This is a genomic window from Pseudoalteromonas sp. T1lg75, from assembly GCF_002964705.1.
GTDB lineage: Bacteria > Pseudomonadota > Gammaproteobacteria > Enterobacterales > Alteromonadaceae > Pseudoalteromonas.
In genome coordinates, this window is the sequence record NZ_PQCD01000011.1 from 1 (window position 1) to 284 (window position 284).

The 284-nt window shown below is 54.2% G+C and carries 1 rRNA gene; it reads left to right on the plus strand.

The features are described from left to right. Window positions 1-284, plus strand: a 16S ribosomal RNA gene (locus C2M36_RS02490); the annotation flags it as partial.

Genomic DNA, 284 nt, shown 5'->3' on the forward strand with positions numbered 1-284 from the left:
CGAGCGGTAACATTTCTAGCTTGCTAGAAGATGACGAGCGGCGGACGGGTGAGTAATGCTTGGGAACATGCCTTGAGGTGGGGGACAACCATTGGAAACGATGGCTAATACCGCATAATGTCTACGGACCAAAGGGGGCTTCGGCTCTCGCCTTTAGATTGGCCCAAGTGGGATTAGCTTGTTGGTGAGGTAACGGCTCACCAAGGCAACGATCCCTAGCTGGTTTGAGAGGATGATCAGCCACACTGGAACTGAGACACGGTCCAGACTCCTACGGGAGGCAG